The sequence below is a fragment of the Dyadobacter sp. BE31 genome, assembly GCF_031457695.1.
Taxonomy (GTDB): domain Bacteria; phylum Bacteroidota; class Bacteroidia; order Cytophagales; family Spirosomataceae; genus Dyadobacter.
In genome coordinates this window covers 721,593-740,259 of sequence record NZ_JAVDXA010000003.1, presented here as the reverse complement: position 1 = coordinate 740,259, position 18,667 = coordinate 721,593, and the positions used below count along the sequence as shown (strand labels likewise).

Genomic DNA, 18,667 nt, shown 5'->3' with positions numbered 1-18,667 from the left:
GAGTCAGTTTTGAATGATTGAATGTGTGAATGATTGACTGGAATTAGTCAGGAGGTCATTTGTGGTCAGGAGTTGTTTGAAAACATATTTAAAACAATACCTGACCACTCTGACTACATTTGACAATGCGTGACCATTCACTCATTGATTTAACGCATTATAGATAAGCAACTGATTCTTAGACACAACAGACTCGCCCTCTGCCAGCCCGCTGCTGATGTACGCACGTTTGGAAAGGCTACGAAAGACCTCGACCGGCCGTGCTTCGATTTTACTTTTGCTGGTGAAAACCAGTACCCAGTTTTTACTTCTGTCAAAAATCACCGCCTTGGATGGTATCGACTGCATCCGGGTGTTTTCCTCGAAATTGAGGCCCACTGTGGCGTGCATTTCGGGTTTCAGCCGGTAGCCCGCATTCGAAAGCTGAATGCGGATCTTCATCGCCCGCGTCTCCGGGTCAAGGACATTGTAGATTTTGTCCACCTTGCCTTTGAATACTTCGTCGGGAAAGCTGATCGTCTTGATGTCGGCCGGCATACCGAGCCGGATTTTGGGAATGTCGCTCTCGCTCACGTTGGCCATCACCCACACGTCGGAGATCTGGCCTACGGTAAAGAGGCTCTCCGAATTGTCGGAGCGGAGTTGCGTGCCCCGGTTCACGTTTTTGTCCACGATAAAACCGTCGATCGGCGAGCGCACTACATAACTGGCTGATTTTGAAATGCCATATATCGCAAACACGGCCCTCACCCGGTCCAGCTCAGCCTGCGATTTATCGACCATCTGCCGGGCCGTGATCACCTCGCGCTCAGGTACGAGCTTGCTTTCGAAAAGGTCTTCGGTGGACGACAAGTTTTTCCTGGCAACCAGCAAATCCGACTGTGCTTCAATCATTTGCCGTTCCAGATCGGCTACTTCGCCCGAACGGATCGTGGCCAGTTCCTGCCCTTTACGCACATGATCGCCGAGCTCCACTTTCACATCTTCCACATTCCCTCCTACCAACGGAAACACCCGGATCACCCGGTTTTCGTCCGGCACGACTTTCCCTACGAGCGTCAGCTCATTGCGCACGGTTTCTGTTCTTACGGTATCGAGCACGATCTGCCGCATCATCGAGTCCGACAGCATGAATGCCCTGGACTCTTCCTGAGGGCTGGTTTGCTTCCGACAGGACACAGCCGATATGGCCACCATTCCGCCCAGAATGGCAATAGCTATTTTTTGCATGATGTTTTTGATGGTTTAAAAGGCGAATAATTCCTCTCCTACGACAAAGTTCAGCTCTTCATACACTTTAATGCGGTCGGATTGCAGCCGGTTAAACTCCCGGACGCTCTCGTTGTAGGTTTCAATGAAATCAATGAATTCGAGGAGGGTTATATTTCTTTTCTGAAAATTGTCGTAAATGCCGCGGTTGAGTTGTGAAAACTGGTCGGTAAAGCGGTCTTCCACGCTCCGGTAAGTATTTTCCGCCACGATCACCTTGTTCCAGGCTGCATTCACTTCGTTGGCAACACTGTTCCTTTTGGCAGTTTCCTGGGTTTTGAAATAGCTGATCCCACTTTTCGCGGCCCGTATATTACCCTGGTTTCGGTTGAAAAACGGCAAGTCCATCGAAGCCGAAAGCCCGAAATAGTGGTTTTGATAATTACTCGCCTGATCGTACACCGCACCTACCTGAACATTCGGTTTCGCCAAAGCCTTTTGCAGGTTATAGTTCAGCTCTGCCTGTTTTACCGAAGATTCGGCCACTTTCAGGTCGGTCCGGCGCATCAATGCAAGCTCCCGCAGCTGTTCGGGTGTCTGCGACCGGATGTGGTACCGCGCCATTTCCAGGCTGTCTACCACCGGCACTACGTAGGCTTCGGTATTGCAGTAAATCCGCATATCGCGCTGATTTTCGGTTAATTCAAAAAGAATGTCCGTCCTGTTGTTTCGCAATTGGAAAAGCAATGCTTTCAGGCGTACCACTTCTTTGAGCGACACGTTGTTACGGCCATATTCCTTATCGAACGCCTCCACGGTCGTTGCCAGCGTACCGATCTGGTTATCGAGCAATTGCAATGTCTGGCGCAGGAAATGGGTTTCGAAAAAGAGCTGCCGGAGATCGAATTTCAGCGTCCGCGCCAGATCAAAAAATTCCAGTTCGGTTTTCCGGGTCGTTTCCACATCGAGCGCCACTTGCTTTGTACGCTTGCCTGCGCGGGTAATAACCTGTTGCAGGCTGATAAATTTCTGGCCTCCCTTGCCCACATCCAGCCACCCTCGCGACGGGTTATAGGCGCTCAGTTCCACATTCAGGTTGGGATTATCCCAAAGCTTGTCCTGTATTTCGGCCGCCTTCGCGATGTCGATCTGGTAGCGCTCGGCGAGCAGGGTCAGGTTGTTTTTCAAAAAGAGACTGTCCGCCTGCCGGACGGTCACTTTGAGGGTATCCTGGGCCTGTGCAACAAAGCTCACACAAGCCAGTAACCCGATCAGGTAAAATCGCATAACTCTTGTTTTTGACAATGCAAAGATTGGGAAACGATACATTCCGGTCACCATTTTTGCATTTAGAAAATCCTTAAAAGTAAATTAGAAGAAAATTAAAAACGGCCATCACGCAATCCCAGGGCACATTTTAGACATACAATCACCGCCATTTACTCCGCCATCATAATATACCCCAGCCCCGGCCGGGTCTGGATCAGCTTCACGTCATATTCCTTATCGATCTTTTTGCGCAGGTAATTGATGTACACCTCTACAAAATTGGTCCCAGGGTCGAAATTCAAATGCCAGATATTCTTCGCCAGGTCCATCTTGGAGATGATCGTCCCCGGATGAAGCAGGAAGTATTCCAGCAAAGCAAACTCCTTGGCTGTCAACCCGATAAACTTCCCTGCGCGCGTTACGACCTTGGTATCCACATTCAGCTGTAAATCCGCGATGGTTAGTATCCGCTTGCCCTCGCCCGATTTCCCGACGGCCGAAAGCCGCAATGCGGCATTCACCCGGGCGATCAACTCCCTGAAATCAAATGGCTTAACAATATAATCCGTCGCGCCGCGCCCAAGGCCTTCGACTTTGTCTTCTACCTCGCCGTAGGCGGTAAGCATAATGACAGGCATCACGGGCTTGAACTGCCTGATCTGCCTGCATACATCGAAACCATTCATCCCCGGCAGGTTAATATCCAGCAGCACAAGGTCATAGCGCCCTTCCAGCGCCATTTTTTTGCCCGAAAGCCCGTCGCGGGCGATTTCGGCGTCGAAATCCTCCGATTGTAAAACCCTGTAAATGTTCTGCGCTATCCGCAGGTCGTCCTCGATAATGAGTATCGTTTTCTTCATCTTCATACATATTCCGATCAGGTTTTCGTCAAAAAGAAGAGTCAGGAGTGATGCAAAGATGATGGTCGGGATTTGGAACACCCGCTGAAAGTGATTAGATTTTAATTAAATATCACCCGAAAGGAAGGTACTACATTGAAAATCAAGGCATAACAGAAAATACAACCATTCCATCTGCACAAAGCCGCAAAACCACCGCATTGCTATATACGTAAACCATAAACCCTTGGAAAATCCGATTACCATCCGACAAATGCTCCTTACCGACATCCCGTTCGGCATGCAGCTGGTGCAGCAGGCTGGCTGGAATCAGCTCGAAGCCGACTGGCATCGCGCGCTCACGCTCCACCCCGAAGGCTGTTTCCTAGCCGAGCAAGCGAGCGGGATACCGGCCGGAACTGTCACCACCTGCATTTTGGATGGTCGGCAGTCTGACGACCGGCATTCTCGTGAGCGGCACGCCGGTACCATTGCCTGGATTGCCATGGTACTGGTAGATACTTCGATGCGGAACCAGGGCATTGGTCAGAAAATGATGGAACACGCCGTCGCGCATCTGGATAGCCTGGGTATTGAAACGCAGCGACTGGATGCCACGGTTTTCGGTAAGGGATTGTATGAAAAACTGGGTTTCCAGGAAGAATATGAAGTGGTACGCATGAAAGGAATTTCCAAAATGCACGAACGCCTGGACGACGAGGCCATGCCCTGGCCGTCCGAAACGTCCCTCCCTCCCATTCTCGACCTCGATTTCCGCATAACAGGCACACACCGACAGGCATTCTTGCATTCGCTGCTCCGCTCGAACACATTTTACTATTCGATGTTCGAAGACGACCTCGCCTACGCGGGCTCGCGCAAGGGGCGCAACGCCGTCCAGCTCGGTCCGGCCGTCGCATCGACGCCCGAAGCCGGCCGGCAGATTTGTGATGCAATGCTGCATCATTTCAATGGCATGCCTGTTTTTATCGACATTCCGGTTCCCAATAAGGCCGCGCTGCGTTGGGCGAAATCCAACGGTTTGGAAGAACAGCGGCGGTTTATCAGAATGTACAGGGGTAAAAAAATAAACGATAAGCCCGAACTGATCTGGGCCAGTTCAGGCCCTGAAAAAGGTTAGAAAAGAGGCATTTCAAACTGGCAGTAATCATTGCTGCTAATCGATCCAAACCGTTCGATAATATTCTGTTTATATTCGGACAATTGGCAAAAAATAGTCGCCGGGTTTCACTTACTTTAAGCAAATCCATGTTTATTTGCTGACTTCAAATTAGTTTGATGCAGCATTTATGATGAAGTTTAAATCCTCCGTGAAAGTCCTGTCCCAAAATCCGGCGCAATGATTTCTTTTTCAAAATCCCGCATTCGTTGCTGCCTGCTACTGGCTAGTATGCTATTTACCAGCCCATTATGCCAGGCGCAATCATTTTACGCCGTGCTGGTTGCAGATACGAAAGATCCCTCATTAGGTGCGAGTTGCGAAAAAGACCTGGAAGAAATGTCGGGTACCCTACGGAATATTTCTAAAAAAATCGAATACAATTACCAGGAGCTGATTTGTCATCAGGACAAATTTGGAAAAGGCGGCATTCAGGAAGCTATTTCCAAAATACAATGCAAACCGGAGGACATCATTTTCTTCTATTATACCGGCCACGGAATCAATTCCGGTACCGAAAAAAGCAACTTCCCTATTCTTTATCTGAAAGACGAAAATATGGAATTGGAAACGGTTCACCGGTTGCTGAAAGAAAAGAAACCACGCTTTTGCCTGACATTAGGCGATTGCTGCAATAACCTCTTCCCTGGCCGGCGCGGTATTCGGTCGGCTACGCCCGTGCTGAAAGGGATCGGCGTGACGCAGGATACCAAAATCCTCCGCAAGCTCTTCGTGGAAGCCAACGGCGATTTGCTCATCAGCAGTGCAAAAAAGGGCGAAAGAGCCACCGCTCATCCCAATGAAGGCAGTTTTTACAGCAACACCTGGATGCAGGCAATCGCATATGCCGAAAACCACAACACGCATGTCTCGTGGGAAACGCTCCTCGCCGACGCCGAAAACCGTTTGCAGGAAAACCTGAAAAGTTTGCCGGATTCTCTCAAACACCATTCTCAATGGGTGCGCAGCTTTCCCGAAACTGTGCTGCCATGTCCGGAAACCAGCTTTACGGAAATCAACCGGTTCCTGAACGTCCTTGCCGACGAAAAACTGAGCTTCAATGAACGGAATAAGCTGCGGACTTTGGGACAAAAAGGCTTTTTCGGTCCCTCGGCACAGGTAAGCATTTATATGAGCGATCCCGAAAAACCGGTGGAAACCCAGCCTATCGACCTCTTTCTGAAAAGGATCGTGAACACCGCCCCGCTGATCGACGAGTTCAACTTCGTAGAGCGGCTTTCGACCCTGGGAAGTGGATGTACTTATGACCTGGTGACATTGCAGGAGATCCGTAAAGCGAATTAACCCATTTTACCCCGCCCCATCATGATGAAATACATTTACATTTTCCTGCTTCTCTTTTTTGGCATCGGGCGGCTGCATGCGCAACCCGAAATGGATCAGAAAAGACTCGCAGAGTTTCAGAAACTCACCCAGCAGCGGGTCAACGACCTGCAACTTTACATTTCCCTCATTGCCGACAAAAGTCTCTCCATAGAGCAGCGCGAACAGGCTGTGGAGCTCGCCGTAAGCCTTTTTGAAAAAGATTATATGGTGAACGGAAAGAGACGTACGCCCTACGTGCAGGTATCCCGCCGGAATGGCACGATCTCATCCGTACCGGTGCGGATTTACTTCAAAAACCTGATGAATGTGAAGTTCGACAAGGTGGAAATCACCTATTATGACGCCGCGGTCGTGTCGGAGTTCGAGAAAGGCACCGACGGTAATTACCACGCAACGGCAACCTATTACCAGCAGTTTAAAGGAATGGACAAGAAGGGAAACCTGCTGTACGGCAGCCGCGACCGCAAGGACATCCGCGTGACCGCGCAAAGTGCCGCCGTGTACGCACAGGCGGGCAAGGAGGATTTGAAGATATTCTTCGGCGACATTACAGTAAGGGATACTGTCCCGATTCCGGGTTTCTGATGGCAACCAATATCATCACGCTTTGGGCGTTCGCGTTGCTCATTCCTTTTTCGGGGTTGCGAGCGCAGGTGGCGCCCCCGCAGGCCGACACAACCCGGCAAGCCGCCGGAAGCACCGATCTGAAAAAACGAGCGGCCGAAAGCTTTATGAACGGGCAAATCAAGTACGTGAGCGACTTTATCGACCGCTTTAACAATGCGGCAAAAACTGAAAATGGAGGCGAGAATGCATTAAGGGCACTTTTTAATGAAGACGATCCCCGATTACCGGGCACCGGTCGTCAGCATCATCCCTATGCAAGCCAGGTGGACGCATTCGTCCAATCGGTGCAGACCGCGAAGTTCATCATTCCCAAACGCGGCACAATGAGGGCGGTGATCGGTATTAAAGTGCGGTGTGACGGCACGCCGGACACGCTAAAACTGCATTTACGCAAGGATTACACAGCCGATAGCGCGGCATACTGGCACATTGTACGGGTAATAGCCCCTTCCCGGCTTTTAGAGGAAAAAGGAAATGCACGCAAAATGCAAACCTCCGGCACACGCGCCGAACTTCCTCCGAATGCCAACGAGGTGAGTTTCCTGCCGCTGCTGCGCGGGCTGGACGATTACCAGAGCCTGGCGCCCTTTACGCACTGCATGGAATGCCGCGATGCGGCGTGGCAGAAAGTCGAAAGCGCATTGCAAAGCGGCCACATGACCACCGAGGCAGTGATATCCAACAAAATTTACCTGGCCGCCGGAGATTGGGAGATGGAACTAGGCGAGTTCATAAGGGAAAAAGAGAACTCAGGCTGGCTGATCAGCGATCTCGTCGAAAAAACAAAGCCGTAAAGTGATAAGGTTTGGCCCGCACGGAGGATCAAGTACTAAATACCCATCCTCGGGGATAACGAAACCTTTAAAAATAAACGCTGATGAAAAATAGTCCGATTTCAAACGTGATGTGCAGAACCTTGTTCGCGGCGCTACTGGCCTGGCTTGTAGGGATACTGCCCGTAACCGGCGGCATTCCCGCGATCGATTCGACAGCCGCAGAGGCTCCGGAACGCCTGGGTTCGCTGATCGACCTTTCGGCCAAAGCGAAAGTCGACACGGCGCTGGCATTCATCGGCAAGCTGCAACACCGCGTATCAGACGGCGAGTTTATACGGCTTCGCGACCAGAGCGATTCCCTTTTCACAACAAGCGGATACATTAATCTCGAAAGCACCGACGGCCAGCACCTCCGCCTCACCCGCGGCGAATTCCTCACCCGCGCCCGCTACCGCCAGGCCACCTATAAGCTCAAAAAGGCCACATTGGTATTGAACGACCTGTTCCGTAAAGGCCCGAACGACCGCTGGTATTGCCGCAGCACCACTTTCCATGAGGTAAGCCGGTTCGATGGCGACTACCCGATCCCCGAAAAAGTCACATCGGTGAAACGTAAACCGATACGGGAACGGGCAGCATCCGGCGCCGAAAGCTACTGGCAAATCATCGAGCTGACATTAACCGAAAAGTAACCTGACTAAATCCATATTTACGCTAATCCAACTATCCGAAATGAGATCCTCCATCAAAATTGCCGCATTATCCATGTTCGCATGGGCCGCTGTCTTCCCAGTATCCGAGTCCCTGGCCCAAACCCGCCGGATGGGATTGAAAATGGACGACGCCAAATACCTGCGTCTCCCGCGCAAATCGTCGAATGTGAGACTGAAAGGCGCCATGCCCGCCTCGTACAGCCTCCGCGAGTTCCTACCCGAAATCGCCGACCAGGGACAGGACGGAACTTGTGTGGGATGGTCGGCCGCGTACTATATGCGCACGGCGATGGAAGCCGGCAAGCAGGGAATAGGCAACCAACCGGCGAAGATCGCGGCAACGGCATTCTCGCCGAGCTGGCTTTACGGACAAGTCAAATCGGGACTGGACAACGGCTGTGCGGAAGGTGTTTTCCTCGAAGATGCCCTGGAAGTGATGAAAACGAAAGGAGCCGCATTCCTGAGTTGTGCGCCCGCAGACTGCGATGCCAAATATGACCAATGCGATGAAAAAGCGGCCGGCTACAAAATCGCCGACTATGCCACACTCTTCAATCCGAAAGATAAGGATGCAACGCCCGAGCAGCGTATCAATGCCATCAAGTCCGCACTGGTGGAAGGCAAAAACGCCGTACTGATCGGGATGATGGTACCGCCTTCGTTCATCGAGGAAGCCACCGAACATTGGCAGGCGGCCCCCGGAGAGAGCGTCGACAATACCGCCGGCGGCCATGCAATGGCAGTGGTGGGCTATGACGACAGCATCCAGGGCGGCTCGTTCCTGATCGCCAACAGCTGGGGAAAAACCTGGGGCAGTAACGGCTATACCTGGGCCAAATACGCCGACCTCGTCCGTTTCACCAGAAATGCCTACCAGATATTCCCCGAACCGGCAGCTAAGCCGCAGCCGCAAGCCATCACGCTCAAAGGTAATGTCGATTTCTCGATCGGAAGCGGCGGCATGGCCGTTCATTCAACGGTTTACAAGGGGATTCAGGTAACGCCGGACCAGCCTGACAGCAAAACTGAAATGATCACCTACAATATGAGCCAGCCTTACGCATCAGGGACGCGTTTCAAAATGGTGATCAGCAACACGAAGCAATCCTACGTGTATATTCTCGCCTCCGACCAGGAAAACCGCGTGTCGGCCCTGTTCCCCTACAACTCCGAAGAGGTGATGACCAGCGCCATGGTACCCGCGAACAGCACGGTACTGATGCCATCCGCCAACACGTCCTTCACGCTCGACGAGGTGAAAGGGGAAGACTATTTCATCGTATTCATTTCTCAAAACGAGTTGAACCTGGACGAGCTGGCTGATAAGGTCAAAAAAGCGGAGGGCACTATCGTGCAAAAAGCCTATGCGGCATTGGGCGAGGAGTTTATTTCCCCCAAAGAAATGACTTACGATTCTGGTAAAATTGCCTACGAAGTAAAAGGAGATCCCAAAGGAAGTGTGGTACCTATTCTTGTTAAAATAGTGCACCAATAATAAATGATTGATTATTTTTAAATCAAATTCTCACTATCAATTCACTTCGTTTTGGACAAGTCATTCTCTACCAGTCAAAGTAAAAGCAAAAAGAAAGGCCGTAGCGGGAATACTTTCTTCCTGAAAGCAATCGCCATGCCGGCTTTGATGGTACTTTTTTGCATTTTCTTTTCCCCCGCCGCGCAGGCACAGGACAAAATCATTCAAAAAAACGGAAAGGAAATCAAAGCAAAAGTTTTGGGTACCGATTCGCAATACATCCGGTACAAAAGGTTTGATAATCCCACAGGTCCGGACTATTTCCTATTTCGATCGGACGTATTGAAAATCGAATACGAGAATGGTAAAACAGAGACCCAAACAGAACCTGAAAAGGTAACGCAGGAACCTGCGCGTAAAACGCCCGTCAATACCGAGACGCTGGAACGCAAAATTGCAAAATACCAGAAGAGAAGCATGACGTTCCTCACCGCAGGCAGCGTGGCCATTGTGGCCGGGGCCATTACCATACTAAAATTGACGGGCGACTACAATAAATACAAAACGGCCGTTCAGGGAACCAACGATTCGTACACAAGCTGGTACCAGACCAATTACAAAACCGCCCCTCCCGCCGGCGATCTTCAAAAGCAGGAGAGTTTTTCGGCATTTGCCTCTCCTGGCATTTATGGCGGCGCCGCGGCATTAATCAGCGGTCTTGCCCTGGACCTGATCGGGCTTAGAAATATGCAACTGGCCCGGAAAGCCCGGACAGAACTCGCCAACAAACAGCAAGAACTTTCATTGCAGCCATTCTACGATGCATCATACCAGACGACCGGTCTGAAAATCGCGCTTTCGTTTTAAGTCCTGCCCTGTATTACCTTTTCCAACGTTCCATGAAACAATTTTTTACCCTTTTTGCCCTCACCTGTTCGGCGCTATGCCATTGGGAACCGGCTCGTGCGGGCGACGCCGACACACTTTACTTACGCACCCGCGAAAAGAAAGTGGTGGAAATCAAGGAGGTTTACCCCGACCAGGTAAAATACAAATCTGCGAATGGAAAAGGCCTCGTAACCGTACCCGTCAGGGATATTGCCGAAATTGTGTACAACAATGGCATCAAGGATGTTTTCAACGCCTTCCACGCCGCTGGAAAGCCGGAGATCAAATGGCTGAGCAATATTTCTTACAGCGACAAGCCCGAGGTTAGACTGAGCGCTTGTGTGGTCAATGAGCCCGAAAAAATACAGATCGAAGTAAATGGTGCGCTTGCCCCGGTAACGACGCGCTCGTTCAAAACGGTAAAGGAAGAAGGCTGCTCCGGCGGCGTGCAGATTTCGCAGCCAATCGCATTGAAAGAAGGGAAAAACAGCGTCAGACTGATCGCTACCAACGGATCGGGCGCCGCTCATTCGGAAAGCCTTTCCATCGTTTATGAAAAAGCCAAAAAGCGTATTGCGCTGGTGGTCGGCAATTCGAAATACCAGTCGGGCAGCAAGTTGCAAAACCCGGAAAACGATGCGAAAGCGATCTCCCAGAAGCTTACCGGGCTCGGTTTCACTGTGATAGAGCGGATCGATGCCAACCAGGGCGACCTTCGGGCAGCAGTGGCGCAGTTCGGCAGCAGCGTGCAGAGCCAGGATTTCGAAGTGGCGCTCTTCTACTATGCCGGCCACGGTATTCAGGTAGCAGGTAAAAACTACCTGATGCCCGTCGATATCAGCCCGCAATCCGAAATGGAGCTGAAAGTACTGGCCGTTTCGGCCGACGAGATCCTCGACCAAATGTCGGCCACGGACGATAACTCGCAAAGAACGAACATTATGATCCTGGACGCCTGCCGTGACAACCCGCTGAGCCGCACGTGGACGCGCAGCTCGGGTACGAAAGGGCTCGCGAGCATGAGCGCGCCTCCGGGCACACTCATTACGTTTTCGACCAAGCCCGGGTCCACTGCATTGGACGGCGACGGGAAAAACAGCCCCTACACATCGGAACTGCTGAAAGCGCTCGATGTACCCGATCTGCGCCTGGAAGACATTTTCCGTACTGTACGGGTGCGGGTAATGGAGCTGACCAACCGGCAGCAAATCCCGATGGAAAACAGCCTACTCACCCGTGAACTGATCCTCAACCGGACCAGGTAACCTTATCCGTTCAGCACGCTATGAAACGGTTCCTGACCGTCCTTTTCCTTGTTTTACCGCTGCATTGCTCGTTTGGGCAAGAGCTGAGCCCGTATTACAAGATCAAGGCGGCCGACCGGGTGAAGCAGGTGCTGAAAGACTTCGAATCGGCATTCGGGTTGCTGACAAACCCTTATATTGTTGATTCCGAGGAGCGTGACGAAGCTACCTATCGCATGCGCGCAAGCCTGCGCGACGACGCCCGTTTCGAAAACGATCTTGTGCCCGATCATAAAGGCACTAAAATCGTCGATTTCAACGAGTACCAGCGGATCGCATTCATCAGCTACAAAAAGAGCGGGCTCACCTACCATGCCGATTGGGAAGAGGCTGAATTCAAAGCCATTCCGGAAGGCTACCTGGTGTTGTTTTACGGTTCCAAATCCCTTTTTGGCAACTACCAGGGCGTAAAGCGGCTGCAAGTTGAAAATGTACCCTGTCGCGCCGGGGTGTTTATCAAAGTCGTTGAAAATCAGGTCGCCGAGGCCCGGATCGGTTTCATGGACACCGATTGGAAGGATAAAGGCAAGGGTACCATTTCGCTCACCGACCAGCCTAACCCGCTGGAATTCATCACACTGCCGGAAGTGATCGATAAGCTGTCGGGCCAGGTGGCACGCGCCATTCCCAAAAGCGGCGTGACCAGGCTCATTATTGAGGAGATTACTTACCAGGGGCTGGGTGTTTCCCCGTCTCGACGATACGGTCGTCATAAGGGAAATCAAACCGATATTTATCATGAAAGAATTTGCATTAATCTTCCGGCTCGACAATCAGACCGACTTCCGCCCCACACCTGAGCAAATACAGGAGCGTATGAACTGGCTCGCCAGCATTGCCGCGCAGAACAAACTCGCCGACAAGGGCAACACCCTGTCGAATGAAAGCGCTAAAACGGTATATGCCGATAATGTGGTTACCGACGGCCCTTTCACCGAAATTAAGGAGTTTGTGAGCGGCTATGTGATCGTCAGAACCGAGACGATCGACGAGGCCGTGGAGCTGGCGAAGGCCAATCCGATCTTCAAAATCGGTGGAAACATCGAGGTAAGGGAAATCGTACAGCGCAAATAGCTTTCGCTCATGGCTGAAAACCCCGAAATATTGCCCGGCCTTTTCAGAAGAGAATATACCAAAATGACGGCGGTGCTATGCCGTCATTTTGGGTTGAAACACATTGAAATCGCAGAAGATATTGTAAGCGAAACTTTCCTGAAAGCCAGCGAAACCTGGCCGCTACAAGGCACCCCGGAAAACCCCACTGCCTGGCTGTATACGGTTGCCAAAAACAAAACCAAGGATTATCTCAAACACACCCGGATTTTCGAAACGCAGGTATCCCCTGCCCTGCTGCGCGGCCCCGGCCAGTCGGAACCTGCATTCGATTTTGCGCCCGAAACGATCGCGGACAGTCAGCTTGCCATGATATTCGCGGTTTGCAACCCGGCCAATTCCCCTGAAAGCCAGATTAGCCTGGCATTGCAAATCCTCTGCGGTTTCAGCATTGCCGAAATCGCCGACGCATTTCTTTCTAAACCCGAGGCCATCAAGAAACGGCTCCTGCGCGCACGCACCAACCTGCGGAACGATCAGTTCCAGATAGGCCCGCTCCTGCCCACCGAAGTGCAGGCCCGACTCGATGTGGTGCTGCGCACGCTTTACCTGCTGTTCAATGAAGGTTATTTTTCCAAGTCGGGCAATGTTCTCATACGCAGGGACCTGTGCGCGGAGGCTATGCGCCTTACGCACATGCTGGCCGAAAACCCGCTTACCAATTCGCGCCAGGTGGAAGCTTTGCTTGCGCTGATGTGTTACCAGAGTTCCAGGTTCGAAGCGCGGCTGAACGATCATGGCCATACGGTTCTTTTCGAAGCGCAAGACCAGCGCATGTGGGACCGGGAGCTGATCGACCGCGGCCATTACTACCTGGTGAATGCCTGTTCGGGTAACGCTGTTTCCAAATACCACATAGAGGCCGGCATTGCCTACTGGCATACCACCCCAGCTGGCACACCGAAATGGGAACATATCCTGCATTTGTACAACCAGCTGATCATCATCGAATATTCAGCCACGACGGCACTCAACCGGACGTTCGCATTGGCCAAAGTACATGGCCACGAGGCCGGACTGGCGGAGGCGCAAAAGCTCGGGCTGGAAAATAACACCTATTACCATTCACTGCTCGGCTACCTGTACTCCCCCATTTCCACGAAACAAGCCGCTGACCACTACCGCCGGGCAATAGACCTCTCCAAGTCACCCGCCGAAATACGGACGCTCGAATGCGAGTACACGCGGCTGACGGGCGTTACACCGTGATTTTGGCTTCGAGGACGCCATCGATCACCTCGTCCAACGCCTCATTCAACGCTTTCGGCGATTCGAGCATCGGGTAATGGCAGGTACCGGCTATTTCGATCAATGTATAGCCATTTACTGCATTCTTTTCCAAAGCCTCCACGTTCGTAGGCATGTAATTGACGTTGATCAGGTTCATTTTGGGTCTCAGCAATGGCAAAACCGCCCGTTCGATCCGGTCCATTCCAAAAAATTGCGGCAAAGTTTGCTGCCCCATCGGCTCATAGGAATTACGGAACGCGCTCACGACTTTATCGGTGATCCACAGCGGCGTTTCAGGAGTGACAAGCACCATCCTCGCATACTGCTCGTTGGTATCAGCGTAGGCAGTTTTGGAGCTTTCAATAATCGCCTCCACCTGGCTGTCGTATTCAGCGGGAAGCGGCGTGGCGAGGTTCTTAAAATTATCGACGGCGATAAAACCGATAATCGGGCCCGGGTAAGCGGTCGCAGCCATCAGGCTCAGGTTGGCGCCGAGGGAATGCCCGACCAGGATCACGTCTTCGAGGTTCAATGCTTTGATGAGATTGACGACGTCGTCGGCCATGCTTTGAAGCGTCCATTCATCGCGGTCCGTTCCGGACTCGCCATGACCGGCCAGGTCCATCGTCACCACCCGGTATTTCTCTTTGAAAAAAGAAACCTGCTCTTTCCAATAGCGCTGGTCGATGAACGAGCCGTGGACGAAAAGCAGCGTCGCAGGGCCGCTGCCATACAGGTTGTAACTAATTGGGTTCCCATTGCTGATGATCGTGTTCATAGGGTTGTTGTTTGAAGTGAATATTAATTTACTCCAAAGAAATCGCGCCGGAATGACAACCTATTGTCAGTAATGGTTCAGAAAATTTGATAGTGTTGCGGTTGATCGTCAGAATTGGTGTTACATGCCTACGGCATTTACAAAACAGTCGGAAAATATGCCTTGCTACCAAGGTTACATCGCTGACGCGATTGGGCGTCCAATGACAGAGCGAGCATAGGAAGCTCCCCCTTGCATCATACAGTTCGCACCAAAAGCGCCAGAGGCGCGCAATATTTGCAGAAAAACAATGGCATCAACAAATCCCGTAGGGATGCAACAACAATCACAAAACATTACAAAATCTTCATAAACGCAACCAGCGCTTTCTTTTCGGGAGCGGTTAGGTCAAGTTTATCAAAAGGTAATGTCTGGTTGGCCAGATTAAAACCCAACCCATTCCCGCCGCCGCGATCATAGAAATCCACCACTTCTTCCAATGTCCTGAACACGCCATTGTGCATGTAAGGCGCGGTGAGCGCTACGTGGCGGACGGTGGGCGTTTTGAATGCGTAACGATGCGGCTCGCGTTTGGTAAGGGAAAATTTACCCACGTCCGGATCGACGGCTTTGCCTTCGGCGGTGGCAGGCGTACCGAGCACTTCACTTTCCGTTTCGAGGTAAGCAGGCGGCACCGTACCGTTGAAAAGCGGAAAAAAATGACAGGTAGCGCATTTGGCCTTCCCCATAAAAAGGTTAAAACCCGCCTTTTCCTCAATGGTCAATGCATTTTCGGAACCGCGGAAATGGCGATCGAGGCGCGAATCGAGTGACGATAGCGAACGGATGTAGCTTGCGATCGCGTTTTTGAGGTTGCTTTCCGTCACGCCGTCGGTATAAGCCTCTTCGAATAGCTTGCGCGACTCTTCCTGCTTGCGCAAAGCCGCCACGGCGTCGGGCAATGAGCCGTGCATTTCATCGGGGTTGCGGATAACATCGCTCGCCTGATCTTCGAGGAATGTCACGCGGGAATCAGCGAACTGGGCGGCCTGGAAAGAAGCATTCAGCAAGGTAGGCGCATTGCGGCTGATCCGCAGGCCGTTGAAACCGACCGCGAAGCTCTTGGGCTCGCCGTCGGTAAAAGCTTTGTCGGGCTGATGACAGGTCGCGCACGTGCGACCCGAGTTAATCGATAATACCGGACTGAAAAACAGCATCTTGCCCAATGCAACGCGCTGGGCGGTCATGGCTTGCTCTTCGAAGTTGATGAAATAATTGGCATTGAACGCCCCCGAATCCGTGAGTGTACGCGCGGACGGGGATAGCAATCTTTTGTCTGTAAAAACGGGGATTCCCAGCGCCTTTTGTGCATCGAGCAACTGGCTGCTAAGCGGATTGGCGTACTGCCGGATAAAAACCAGCCTGTCGAACGCATTGAAATCCGTAGACTTGCTGACGTACCCGATAGCCGCATTAAAGGTACTATCGAGCTGAGCTCTCAATACATTGTTCCTGCTGTTAGCAGTATAATGTGCCGTTTGTTCCTGCAAGCTTCCCAGCGCCGCGGCTACTTCGGGCAGTGAATGAAAAGCAACGGGCGAATCGAACCCGGTAATACCCATCGATACAACCCGGAACACTTCCAGGCGCATGGCATCGAATATATGGCTGTCGGTAAGGTCATTGGTTTCTGAAACTTTCCGAAGCCGGTTCACATTGGCGCGGATGACGTCGGCGGCATGGAGCATGTCGGGGTAAGCATCCGTAGCGACTTCGGGAAATACCATTTCCTCTAAAACCTGAAAACCCTGCGGCTCATTCACGCGCAGGTCGTCGTCCACTTCGGGAATATTCGGACCATTGAGGGCGCGGGTGGTTTCAGGGCTGTAATAGGCGGAGATGAATTCAACCCGCTTGTAAGCAATGCGGGCACGTTTGAAGGATTCCTGAATGGCGGCCGGCTGCTTTGCGCGGATATCGGCTTGCAAGCGGCTGACTGCGCTGTCCAGCATGGTGGTTTGCTGCATGAATGACTTTTTCACTTCCTTCGCCGGTACAGCTGCCGGGCGTGTCAGCCACCAGATCAGGCATACGATCAGCGGAATGACGATGATCAGGAATATGGAAAAGAACAGCCTCCTGTGGCGGTAAATAAATGAATTAGGGTTACGCTCGAATTTCAGCATGTTGCAGGAGTGGGTATTAATTTAAAAAGGAAACTCCTGGCCCGAAAATTCCGGCCAGGAGTCTGAAAACTATGTAATTAACGAGGCAGACCTTCAATGAGGATCAACTGGCTGGCCTGGTTCTCCGACTTGCGGACCGAGCCGCCGTCAACTCCCTTATATTTATCACCGCGCCATGTGTGCGCCTGAATGCCGAGCATGAATGTGTTGGGACGGCCGGTAACATCCGACACGTCGATCATCCCGCTGCTCTCCCATGAACCGAGTGCAGAAGTGCCGCCCACATTGTATTTGGCCGCATCGGCCTCGGTACGACGGTGGTCGATTTCGAGAACTGGGGTCAATTGTTTGGTATTGAGATTATATTGATACACATAACCATCGTGCTTTTCGTCGCCGTAACCATTCGGGTCTTCCATGATATACACGTAGTCGAAAGTCGCGCAAACGTTATCCGGGTTCTGGAAAGTTTTGGCGATGCCGTTACGGTCGTCGCCGTCGAGCAATACTTCCAGTTTACCTTTAAGCGGGTCGTTCGCATCGAGGGTCACGCGGTAAATGCGGCCGTACTTCGAACGGGAATATTCAGCATTTACGCCTTTGTCTTCCTGGCCTGTTACGGCAAAAATCACCTCGCGGCCCTGAGCGGCTCCGCCCTTACGGTAATCCACGTCTTCCACACGGCCAAATTTGATGGCTTTCAGGTCATTCACCTTTCCGTTGATCTGCGCGCCGGTCAAAGTCTTGTGGTTGTCGATTTTTACAAACTCCACATCATAGGTAGAGCCGGCTTTCATATCCATTTCTCTCTGGTTGTTATCAGCGCGTTTCAGCATGTAAAGCGAACCGTTGTCGAGGTCGCCCACGGTGTTCGACAAATACATTGCCACCTGGCCGCCGTTTACGTCCGAATCGTCGTCACCGATCACGATCACGGTTTTGCCCGGATAGGCAGTCTTGGGAAGCGGAACTGCGTTTTCGGCGCTCCAACGGCCAAGGCCGGCTACTTCCCGGGAGATATTCGCCTGGCTTACGTTCGCATCTACATTAAGCGCGTGCGTACGCGACTCCTGGCCGCTTTCACCGGAAGTAAGGAACACGGGACCGAAACCATGCTCGGCAGGTGTTACCAGTGTAGCGGAGCACAAACGCCATGTTCCACCGTCGGAATTAAGCACATACTCTCCTTTTACAGGCTTGAAACCTTTATCGAGCGTAATGCGTGACACGGAGAAGTTATCTTCATTGTTCACCAGGATTGTGTAGTTGCCGTCGGCATTCTGGAAAAGGCCGGCGCCATCGGCCGATCCGCCAAAAACATAGGCAGGAGATTGTTCGAGCTGGTCGTCGCTGCTCAGGAGCGAATACAGGTTCACATTATTGGCCGCAACACGTCCGGAAGTGGCACCCGGGAGCAATTTGGCCAATACGGGCGTTACCGAGCGGTTTTGCAGAGTAATGTCCGGGCTGTTCGGATCGCGGTGGTCCGTGCACGCACCGAGCGCAAGCAGGCCGGCCAATGCGGAATAAGTAAATAAAGGCTTCATGGTGAACATAAACTGATTAAGTGAAATAGTAGCACAAAGAACAGCCATTCACTTTTCGCGGAGTTTATGCATTTATTATCAGTTTGTTAAGAAGGCCATCGGTCCTGACCGCTGAGGGCCGACCGCCGACGGCCGATGGATAGCCTTGACCATAGGGCCTGACGGCCCGACCATGGACCATAGACCTTTTAATCTTTCTTAAAATATT

At 51.9% G+C, this 18,667-nt stretch carries 17 protein-coding genes; 11 read left to right on the top strand and 6 right to left on the bottom strand.

From position 1 onward, the window contains the following. Nucleotides 1–141: 141 nt before the first annotated feature. From J2Y43_RS18885 to J2Y43_RS18875, 3 genes are all read right to left on the bottom strand, one after another. Nucleotides 142–1,230 carry an efflux RND transporter periplasmic adaptor subunit gene (locus J2Y43_RS18885; protein WP_309985563.1) on the bottom strand — a complete coding sequence of 363 codons (1,089 nt, stop codon included), beginning with the start codon at nt 1,228–1,230 and terminating at the stop codon, nt 142–144. 15 nt (nt 1,231–1,245) lie between these two features. Beyond that, on the bottom strand, nt 1,246–2,496 hold the full coding sequence (locus J2Y43_RS18880; protein WP_309985560.1) for a TolC family protein: 1,251 nt from the start codon (nt 2,494–2,496) through the stop codon (nt 1,246–1,248). 152 nt (nt 2,497–2,648) lie between these two features. Then, nucleotides 2,649–3,344: a response regulator transcription factor gene (locus J2Y43_RS18875; RefSeq protein ID WP_409014448.1), complete on the bottom strand. Its 696-nt coding sequence runs from the start codon at nt 3,342–3,344 to the stop codon at nt 2,649–2,651. A 220-nt stretch (nt 3,345–3,564) separates the two neighbouring features. On the opposite strand from J2Y43_RS18875, the gene J2Y43_RS18870 reads away from it, so the two are divergent. The 11 genes from J2Y43_RS18870 to J2Y43_RS18820 all read left to right on the top strand — a co-directional run bounded on the left by J2Y43_RS18870 (nt 3,565) and on the right by J2Y43_RS18820 (nt 13,948). Next, complete coding sequence (locus J2Y43_RS18870; protein ID WP_309985556.1) at nt 3,565–4,458, top strand: GNAT family N-acetyltransferase; 894 nt, start codon at nt 3,565–3,567, stop codon at nt 4,456–4,458. A gap of 219 nt (nt 4,459–4,677) precedes the next feature. Continuing rightward, a complete protein-coding gene (locus tag J2Y43_RS18865; RefSeq protein WP_309985553.1) occupies nt 4,678–5,802 on the top strand; it encodes a caspase family protein in 1,125 nt (374 codons plus the stop codon). A 21-nt stretch (nt 5,803–5,823) separates the two neighbouring features. After that, nucleotides 5,824–6,429: a hypothetical protein gene (locus J2Y43_RS18860; protein ID WP_309985551.1), complete on the top strand. Its 606-nt coding sequence runs from the start codon at nt 5,824–5,826 to the stop codon at nt 6,427–6,429. Beyond that, a complete protein-coding gene (locus tag J2Y43_RS18855; protein WP_309985547.1) occupies nt 6,429–7,265 on the top strand; it encodes a hypothetical protein in 837 nt (278 codons plus the stop codon). Before J2Y43_RS18860 ends, J2Y43_RS18855 begins: the two co-directional genes overlap by 1 nt. An 83-nt stretch (nt 7,266–7,348) precedes the next feature. Then, a complete protein-coding gene (locus J2Y43_RS18850; RefSeq protein ID WP_309985543.1) occupies nt 7,349–7,939 on the top strand; it encodes a hypothetical protein in 591 nt (196 codons plus the stop codon). 40 nt (nt 7,940–7,979) lie between these two features. Next, on the top strand, nt 7,980–9,455 hold the full coding sequence (locus J2Y43_RS18845) for a DUF4384 domain-containing protein (protein WP_309985541.1): 1,476 nt from the start codon (nt 7,980–7,982) through the stop codon (nt 9,453–9,455). A gap of 51 nt (nt 9,456–9,506) precedes the next feature. Beyond that, the gene (locus J2Y43_RS18840) at nt 9,507–10,301 is read left to right on the top strand and encodes a hypothetical protein (protein ID WP_309985539.1); all 795 of its coding nucleotides are present in this window, start codon (nt 9,507–9,509) and stop codon (nt 10,299–10,301) included. A 32-nt stretch (nt 10,302–10,333) separates the two neighbouring features. After that, nucleotides 10,334–11,587 (top strand): caspase family protein, encoded by a 1,254-nt coding sequence (locus J2Y43_RS18835; RefSeq protein ID WP_309985537.1) that lies wholly within the window; start codon nt 10,334–10,336, stop codon nt 11,585–11,587. Between the two features lie 20 nt (nt 11,588–11,607). Further along, nucleotides 11,608–12,426, top strand: a complete 819-nt coding sequence (locus tag J2Y43_RS18830) for a hypothetical protein (protein WP_309985534.1) — start codon at nt 11,608–11,610, stop codon at nt 12,424–12,426. After that, nucleotides 12,365–12,700 carry a YciI family protein gene (locus J2Y43_RS18825; protein WP_309985532.1) on the top strand — a complete coding sequence of 112 codons (336 nt, stop codon included), beginning with the start codon at nt 12,365–12,367 and terminating at the stop codon, nt 12,698–12,700. The genes J2Y43_RS18830 and J2Y43_RS18825 overlap by 62 nt, the downstream gene beginning before the upstream one ends. 9 nt (nt 12,701–12,709) lie before the next feature. Next, nucleotides 12,710–13,948 (top strand): DUF6596 domain-containing protein, encoded by a 1,239-nt coding sequence (locus J2Y43_RS18820; RefSeq protein WP_309985530.1) that lies wholly within the window; start codon nt 12,710–12,712, stop codon nt 13,946–13,948. Here the strand turns inward: J2Y43_RS18820 and J2Y43_RS18815 are convergent. From J2Y43_RS18815 to J2Y43_RS18805, 3 genes are all read right to left on the bottom strand, one after another. Next, nucleotides 13,938–14,747 (bottom strand): alpha/beta hydrolase, encoded by an 810-nt coding sequence (locus J2Y43_RS18815; RefSeq protein WP_309985528.1) that lies wholly within the window; start codon nt 14,745–14,747, stop codon nt 13,938–13,940. The two genes, J2Y43_RS18820 and J2Y43_RS18815, sit on opposite strands and share 11 nt — an antisense overlap. Nucleotides 14,748–15,082: 335 nt before the next feature. Next, nucleotides 15,083–16,912, bottom strand: a complete 1,830-nt coding sequence (locus J2Y43_RS18810) for a cytochrome c peroxidase (RefSeq protein WP_309985526.1) — start codon at nt 16,910–16,912, stop codon at nt 15,083–15,085. Between the two features lie 77 nt (nt 16,913–16,989). Beyond that, nucleotides 16,990–18,459, bottom strand: a complete 1,470-nt coding sequence (locus J2Y43_RS18805) for a hypothetical protein (RefSeq protein ID WP_309985523.1) — start codon at nt 18,457–18,459, stop codon at nt 16,990–16,992. Nucleotides 18,460–18,667 lie beyond the last annotated feature (208 nt).

Bases quoted from the DNA above. Each gene is read 5' to 3' on its own strand.
- J2Y43_RS18885 (WP_309985563.1), bottom strand. From the start codon at position 1,230: ATGCAAAAAATAGCTATTGCCATTCTGGGCGGAATGGTGGCCATATCG.
- J2Y43_RS18880 (WP_309985560.1), bottom strand. From the start codon at position 2,496: ATGCGATTTTACCTGATCGGGTTACTGGCTTGTGTGAGCTTTGTTGCA.
- J2Y43_RS18875 (WP_409014448.1), bottom strand. From the start codon at position 3,344: ATGAAGATGAAGAAAACGATACTCATTATCGAGGACGACCTGCGGATA.
- J2Y43_RS18865 (WP_309985553.1), top strand. From the start codon at position 4,678: ATGATTTCTTTTTCAAAATCCCGCATTCGTTGCTGCCTGCTACTGGCT.
- J2Y43_RS18860 (WP_309985551.1), top strand. From the start codon at position 5,824: ATGATGAAATACATTTACATTTTCCTGCTTCTCTTTTTTGGCATCGGG.
- J2Y43_RS18855 (WP_309985547.1), top strand. From the start codon at position 6,429: ATGGCAACCAATATCATCACGCTTTGGGCGTTCGCGTTGCTCATTCCT.
- J2Y43_RS18850 (WP_309985543.1), top strand. From the start codon at position 7,349: ATGAAAAATAGTCCGATTTCAAACGTGATGTGCAGAACCTTGTTCGCG.
- J2Y43_RS18845 (WP_309985541.1), top strand. From the start codon at position 7,980: ATGAGATCCTCCATCAAAATTGCCGCATTATCCATGTTCGCATGGGCC.
- J2Y43_RS18835 (WP_309985537.1), top strand. From the start codon at position 10,334: ATGAAACAATTTTTTACCCTTTTTGCCCTCACCTGTTCGGCGCTATGC.
- J2Y43_RS18830 (WP_309985534.1), top strand. From the start codon at position 11,608: ATGAAACGGTTCCTGACCGTCCTTTTCCTTGTTTTACCGCTGCATTGC.
- J2Y43_RS18825 (WP_309985532.1), top strand. From the start codon at position 12,365: ATGAAAGAATTTGCATTAATCTTCCGGCTCGACAATCAGACCGACTTC.
- J2Y43_RS18820 (WP_309985530.1), top strand. From the start codon at position 12,710: ATGGCTGAAAACCCCGAAATATTGCCCGGCCTTTTCAGAAGAGAATAT.
- J2Y43_RS18815 (WP_309985528.1), bottom strand. From the start codon at position 14,747: ATGAACACGATCATCAGCAATGGGAACCCAATTAGTTACAACCTGTAT.
- J2Y43_RS18810 (WP_309985526.1), bottom strand. From the start codon at position 16,912: ATGCTGAAATTCGAGCGTAACCCTAATTCATTTATTTACCGCCACAGG.
- J2Y43_RS18805 (WP_309985523.1), bottom strand. From the start codon at position 18,459: ATGAAGCCTTTATTTACTTATTCCGCATTGGCCGGCCTGCTTGCGCTC.